The sequence below is a fragment of the Kitasatospora sp. NPDC088160 genome (assembly GCF_044741445.1).
GTDB lineage: Bacteria > Actinomycetota > Actinomycetes > Streptomycetales > Streptomycetaceae > Kitasatospora.
Window position 1 is genome coordinate 64,335 of record NZ_JBIUSS010000041.1, and the last position, 6,794, is coordinate 71,128.

A 6,794-nucleotide genomic window follows, 5' to 3' on the forward strand; every position below is an offset into this window, starting at 1 on the left:
CTCCGGTCTGGTGGTGCCGCCCCGGAAGGGGGACGGCACCATGGCGGCGGTGCCCCGGACGTTGGTGCTGGGTCGGTGCGTTCCGGTGGGACGACCCCGGCCCCCCTCGCTCACGGGGCCGTCCCACCGGTGCTCCTGTCGGGTCAGGCCAGGGAGGAGACGGCGGCCTTGACCTTGTCGCTGATGGCGGCGGGGAGCGGGACGTAGCCCTTGTCGCCGATCGCCTTCTGCGCGGCGTCGCTGATGGCGTAGGTCAGGAAGGACTTCAGGTTCTCGAGGTTCTCCGGCTTGTTGCCCTTGTCGCAGGCGATCTCGTAGGTCACCAGGATGATCGGGTAGGCGTTGTCGGCCTTGGTCCCGTAGTCCAGGGAGAGGGCGAGGTCGCCGTCGGTGCCCACGACGGTGGAGGAGGCGAAGGTGAGGGCGGCGTTGGCCGCGGTCGCCTCGACGGGCTTGGCCGCACCGGTGGCGATCTTGGCGCTCTTGAGGTTGTTGCTCTGCGCGTAGGACAGCTCGGCGTAGCCGATGGAGTTCTTGACCTGCTTGATCTGCGCGGAGACGCCGGCGCTGCCCTGGGCGGACTGGCCGCCCTTGCCCTTCCACGCCTTGTCCGGCGCGGCGCTCCAGGCGCCACCGGAGGTCTTGGCGAAGTAGGAGGTGAGGTTGTACGAGGTCCCGGAGTCGTCCGAGCGGTGGACGGTCTGGATCTCGGCGTCCGGCAGCTGCACGCCCGGGTTCAGGGCGGCGATCGCGGGGTCGTTCCACTTGGTGATCTGCGAGTCGAAGATCTTGGCGGAGATCGGGCCGTCCAGGACCAGGTTGTCGACGTTGTCGACGTTGTAGACCAGCGAGACGAGACCCGCGACCAGCGGCAGGTCGATCGCCTTGCCGCCGGTGCAGACCGTCTTGGAGGTGTCGACGTCGGCGGGCTTGAGCGCGAAGTCGGTGCCGGCGAAGGCGACCTTGCCCTGGTTGAACTGCTGCACACCGGCGCCGGAACCGCCACCGCTGTAGTTGACGGTGGTGCCGGAGCAGGACGCGCCGTAGGTGGTCTTCCACACGTCGATCGCGTTGGCCTGAGCCGTCGAGCCCGCAGCGAGCAGCGTCCCGCCCTTGCCACAGTTGACCGCGGCGGCCGAAGCGGAGCCGCTGGAGCCACCGGCGGCCTTGGCACCGTTGTCGTCCGAGCCGCAGGCAGCGAGCGACAGCGAGCTGACGAGCGCCATGGCACCGATGGCGAGGGCCTTGGAGCGGCCGTTCCGCTGGAGCTTCACAGGGGTGTCCCTTTCTGTGGCATTGCCCGTCGCGCGGGCCGTGCGAGGACGGCGGGCGCGGGTTCTGCTGTGGTCCGGGGCCCGTTCGGCCCTCCGGTAAACCCGAAGTTAGGCCGGGTAGGTGACACGACAGCCGGTCACAAGTGAACGGAGAGTGAACCTCGAAAGGATGACAGGAAACTACGCCAGGTAGTCACGGTTGCGTCACGGCGAGGGCGCGACGAGATCACTTCCACCGTCCCGTCACCGAGGGTGATCACTCGCCCGTACGGGCTTCGCACCCAGGATCGCCAGCAGGGCGTCGACCAGCAACCGGTCGCGGTCGTGCGTCAACCGGGCGCGGGCCTTTCCGGCGGGCAGCCACTCCAGCCGGTCCACCTCGCGGTTCGGCCGGAACGCCCCGCTCGACGGCACCGCCGCCCAGTAGCGCACCTCCTTCGGCCGGCCCTGCGCCAGGTAGTGCTGGGCCGGCAGCTCCGGACCGAGCAGGCAGGCGAACCCGGTCTCCTCGCGCACCTCGCGCAGCGCCGCCGCGACCACTCCCTCCCCCGGGTCGAGCTTGCCCTTCGGCAGACTCCAGTCGTCGTACTTGGGCCGGTGGATCACCGCGATCCGCGGCCTCCCCAGCCGGCCGCTCTTCTTCGGCCGTCCCGGCAGCCACAGCACCGCACCCGCCGCCAGGATCACCCGGGCGTGCCCCGCCCCGGTCGCGGGTGCGTCCGCTGCCGGCCCGGTGCTCAGGCGATCGCGCAATTCAGGCCGTCCGTGGTGCGGGGGAATGCCCCCAGCCCTCGGCAGGGGGGAGGTCCGGCCAGCCGTCCAGGCCGGGCGGGAGGTCGGACCACCGGCGGCCGAAGGCGTACCGCGCCGCCTCCACCTCCAGTCGCTGATCAGCATGCACCACGCCCAGCACGTAGGCGGTCGCCGGGGTGATCCGCGGGGTCCGCGCGGCGGTGGCCGCGGTGACCGCGGCGTCCGCCGCCTCCTGGTGCCGGCCCAACACCCCGTCCAACTCGTCCAGTTCGGCGGACCCGCGACCGCACACCTCCAGCGCGTACCGGGCCCGCTTCACCAGGATGCGCGTCCGTGCCCACGGCGCGTCGTCGGCCGCCAGCGCCGTGTCCGCGTCCACCGCGCCGCGCGCCGCCGGGACAGCGCCCAGCCGGCGCAGCCCGTCACCTCCGTACGGCGTGGCCGCCCGGTGCAGCGGCAGCTGCTGGGCGCTCGCCGACAGCGCCGTGAACGCGGCGGCCGCCTGCGGCAGCAGCACCGCGGGCGCCCGGCCGCCCGCCGACTCCAGCAGCGGGGCGTCGCCGACCAGCAGCGTCATCCGGTCCGCCAGCGCGTGCAGCCGGGCCGACCGGAGCTCCTGGAGCACCGAGGAGTGCGCCCTGGTCCGGGCCAGGGTCAGCTGCCGGTCCAGCAGCGCCCGCGCCTTGGGCGCCCCGACGTGCCCGGCCAGCATGCCCGTCCCGTCCGGATCGCTGCCGCTCAGCGAGTCCAGCGCGCCCAGCAGCCGGGCCGAGCGGCGGACGTAACCGGGCTCCAGCGCCAGCAGGTTGAGCAGCCAGCGCAGCTCGGTGCGCGATTCCTGGGCCCAGGCCTGCTCGAAGACGGAGCCGAAGGTGTGCAGCAGCCCGCCGATCCGCCGGACCGCCCGCAGCAGGTCGGCGGTGCCGGCCGCCGGGACGACCGCGGCCGTCCCCGGTCTGGCGCCGACCTCGCCCACCGTCAGCGGCAGGGCACGCAGGAACGCGCCGGCCTGGGCGGTGAGGTGGCTGGAGAGGATGTCCCCGGCGGTCGTGGTGGCGGCCGCCTGGGCCGTCATCGGCGCATCGGTCATGGCGTGGTAGATCCCCGTTCCCCCGGGTTCGTCCCCCCGGGGCTGGTGGCCGACCGCCGGAACCGGTCCCCTGCGGTTCCAGCGGCTCGCATCAGTGGTCGCGTCAGCGCGAGGCGGCGGCCCGGCGGCGCAGGCGCGAGTCGATCAGCAGATCCTGGACGTGCCGCAGCGGCCGGCTCTCGGCGTCCTGCGAGTGGCGGGTCCACGCGCCGTCCTGCCCCAGGTGCCAGGACTCGGTCTCGTCCGACATCCCGAGGTCGATCAGGCCGGACAGCTCGGCCCGGTGGGCCGGGTCGGTGATCCGCATCAGTGCCTCGATCCGGCGGTCCAGGTTGCGGTGCATCATGTCGGCGCTGCCGATCCAGACCTCCGGATCGCCGTTGTTGCCGAACACGAAGACCCGGGAGTGCTCCAGGAAGCGGCCCAGGATGCTGCGGACCCGGACGTTCTCGCTCAGCCCCGGCACGCCCGGCCGGATCGCGCAGATCCCGCGTACCCAGACGTCGACCGGCACGCCGGCCTGCGAGGCCCGGTACAGCGCGTCGATCACGGCCTCGTCGACGATCGAGTTGACCTTGATCTTCACGTACGCCGGCCGGCCGGCCCGGTGGTGGGCGATCTCGTTGTGGATCCGGGAGACCAGCCCGTCGCGCAGGCCGCGCGGGGCGGTCAGCAGGCGGCGGTAGGACTCCCGGCGCGAGTAGCCGGACAGCCGGTTGAAGAGGTCCGAGAGGTCGGCGCCGACCTGCGGGTCCGAGGTCAGCAGCCCCAGGTCCTCGTACAGCCGGGCGGTCTTCGGGTGGTAGTTGCCGGTGCCGACGTGCGAGTAGCGGCGCAGGGTGTCACCCTCCTGCCGGACCACCAGCGACAGCTTGCAGTGCGTCTTCAGCCCGACCAGGCCGTAGACGACGTGGCAGCCGGCCTCCTCCAGCTTGCGGGCCCACTTGATGTTGGCCTGCTCGTCGAAGCGCGCCTTGATCTCGACCAGGACCAGCACCTGCTTGCCCGACTCCGCCGCGTCTATCAGCGCGTCCACGATCGGCGAGTCGCCGGAGGTGCGGTACAGCGTCTGCTTGATCGCCAGGACGTCCGGGTCGGCGGCGGCCTGCTCCAGGAAGGCCTGGACCGAGGTGGAGAAGCTGTCGTACGGGTGGTGCAGCAGGACGTCCCGCTCGCGCATCGCGGCGAAGATGTCCGGCTGGGACGCCGACTCGACGTCCGTCAGCCCGCGGGCGGTGCCCGCCACGAACTTCGGGTACTTCAGCTCCGGGCGGTCCAGTTCGGCGATCCCGAACAGACCGGTCAGGTCGAGCGGACCGGGCAGCGGGAAGACCTCCGCCTCGGTGATGTTCAGCTCCCGCACCAGCAGGTCCAGGATGTAGGGGTCGATCGACTCCTCGACCTCCAGCCGCACCGGCGGGCCGAAGCGCCGCCGCATCAGCTCCTTCTCCAGGGCCTTGAGGATGTTCTCGGTGTCGTCCTCCTCCACCTCCAGGTCCTCGTTGCGGGTCACCCGGAAGGCATGGTGGGCGAGCACCTCCATGCCCGGGAACAGCTCCTCCAGGTGCGCGCCCATCACGTCCTCCAGCGGGACGTAACGCTGCGGCGAGGCCTCCAGGAAGCGGGCCAGCGACTGCGGCACCTTCACCCGGGCGAAGTGCTTGTGCCCCGAGACCGGATTGCGCACCACCACGGCCAGGTTGAGCGAGAGCCCCGATATGTACGGGAAGGGGTGCGCCGGGTCGACCGCCAGCGGGGTGAGGACCGGGAAGATCTTCTGCCGGAACAGGGTGTGCAGCCGGGCCTGCTCCTTCTCGGCCAGCTCCGGCCAGCGGACCACCTCGATGCCCTCGGTGGCGAGGTCCGGCAGCACCTCCTGCTGGAAGGCGGCGGCGTGCCGCGCCATCAGCTCGCGCGAGCGGGTCCAGATCAGGTCCAGCACCTCGCGCGGCTGGAGGCCGGACGCGCTGCGCTGGGCGACGCCCGTCGCGATCCGGCGCTTCAGCCCGGCCACCCTGACCATGAAGAACTCGTCCAGGTTGCTCGCGAAGATGGCGAGGAACTTGGCCCGCTCCAGCAGCGGGATCCCAGGATCCTCGGCCAGCTCCAGGACGCGCTCGTTGAACGCGAGCCAACTGCGCTCGCGGTCCAGGAAGCGGCCCTGCGGCAGTGCGTCGAACTCCTGCTCGTCCTCGGCCGGCAGCTCGGGCGGTATCCCCAGCGCACCGGACATCCTGGCCGGCGGGGACAGCGAGGCAGAGACGGGGCGGGGGATGCTCATGGGCTCCAGCTCCTCCAGCAGCAGGACGTCGTCCGGACGCGAATGGCTCTGCGGGCCGTCGTCCTCGCCCAGGGCCAACGCCCACCCGCCGGGCGCGGTCCGTACAGGGCCGGCCGGCGCGTGGCGGTCGACTCTGCACGAGCGAGACACTACGGACTTCATCCTGTGATCTTCGCGGCAGCAATTGAATCCACGGTAAACACCGCATGGCCAGGAGGAAAGCTGAGTCGGTCGGGGCAAGGGCCGGTGACGTCCGGCCCCTTGCCCCGGACCACCCGGAGCCGCTAGGTCCTGCCCGGTCCCGTAGGTCCTGTCCGGGTCCTAGGCCGCCTGGTCCTCGCGGTACTGGACGCGGTACATGAGGTCCACCTCGTGGATGGTGAACCCCAGTCGTTCATATACCCGCACCGCGGCCGGATTGTCGGCGTCGACGTAGAGCAGGACCGTCTCCAGTCCGCGCTCGCCGGCGTCCGAACCGGTCAGGTGACGCAGACCGGCAGCGGTCAGGGCACGGCCGAGACCGCTGCCCTGCTCCGCCGGGTCCACCCCGACCACGTAGACCTCGCCGAGCGCAGGCTCGGTGGCGGTGGCCGGGTGCACCTTGGTCCAGTGGAAGCCGACCACCTTGCCGCCCCGGGTGGCGAGGAAGAAGCCGGCCGGATCGAACCAGGGCTCGGCCAGCCGCTCGGCCAGGTCCCGCTCCGTCCAGGAGCCCTGCTCCGGGTGGTGGGCGAAGGCCAGCGCGTTCAACCGCAGCCACTCGGCGTCGTCCTCGCCGGGGCGGAAGGTCCGGAGCTCGACGCCCTCGGGGATGGCGACGGCCTCGGTCTGCGGCCCGCTGCGGCGCATCTGCCGCAGCTCGCGCACCAGCTCGGCCCCGTACCGGCCGGCCAGGTGCCGGGCCGCCGGGTGACCACCGTGCACCCAGAAGTCCACCGCGTCACGGCCGGCCCGGTGGGCCTGTGCCAGCACCGCGTCCACCAGCGGCCGGGCCAGGCCGCGGCCGCGGGCGGCCGGGTCGACCACCAGCTCGGCGGCGGGGTTGGCCCCGGGGCCCTCCGGGACTTCGAGCTGTCCGTAACCGACGGCGGCGCCGTGCTCGCTCTCGATGAAGTGGCTCACGCCGGGGCGCGGAGTGTCCGAGGAACGCAGCCGAAGCCGGCCCTGCTCGGACACGGCAGCCCGGCCGTCCACCGCCTGGGCGTCCGCCAGAACGCGCAGGGCGCCGTCGCGCTGCTCGGGGCGGAGCACACTGTTCGCAATGACCGCTGTCTGATCGTCCATGCCCCGACGATACGTCACCGGAAATGCAGAGAACCCCCATCCGGTTTCCCGGATGGGGGTTCTCTGTGAATGATTGTTCGGCGGCGTCCTACTCTCCCACAGGGTCCCCCCT

At 72.0% G+C, this 6,794-nt stretch carries 5 protein-coding genes; all 5 read right to left on the bottom strand.

The features are described 5' to 3' along the window. Nucleotides 1–143 precede the first annotated feature (143 nt). The 5 genes from pstS to mshD all read right to left on the bottom strand — a co-directional run bounded on the left by pstS (nucleotide 144) and on the right by mshD (nucleotide 6,682). Entirely contained in the window at nucleotides 144–1,274 is a 1,131-nt protein-coding gene (gene pstS, locus ACIOGZ_RS39995; RefSeq protein WP_400989531.1) for a phosphate ABC transporter substrate-binding protein PstS, read from the bottom strand. Nucleotides 1,275–1,517: 243 nt separating this feature from the next. Continuing rightward, on the bottom strand, nucleotides 1,518–2,015 hold the full coding sequence (locus tag ACIOGZ_RS40000; RefSeq protein ID WP_400989535.1) for an NUDIX hydrolase: 498 nt from the start codon (nucleotides 2,013–2,015) through the stop codon (nucleotides 1,518–1,520). A 13-nt stretch (nucleotides 2,016–2,028) separates the two neighbouring features. After that, nucleotides 2,029–3,117: a CHAD domain-containing protein gene (locus ACIOGZ_RS40005; protein WP_363586541.1), complete on the bottom strand. Its 1,089-nt coding sequence runs from the start codon at nucleotides 3,115–3,117 to the stop codon at nucleotides 2,029–2,031. Nucleotides 3,118–3,220: 103 nt separating this feature from the next. Then, a complete protein-coding gene (locus ACIOGZ_RS40010; RefSeq protein ID WP_363586586.1) occupies nucleotides 3,221–5,398 on the bottom strand; it encodes an RNA degradosome polyphosphate kinase in 2,178 nt (725 codons plus the stop codon). Between the two features lie 321 nt (nucleotides 5,399–5,719). Beyond that, nucleotides 5,720–6,682, bottom strand: a complete 963-nt coding sequence (mshD, locus tag ACIOGZ_RS40015) for a mycothiol synthase (protein ID WP_363586540.1) — start codon at nucleotides 6,680–6,682, stop codon at nucleotides 5,720–5,722. Between the last annotated feature and the right edge of the window lie 112 nt (nucleotides 6,683–6,794).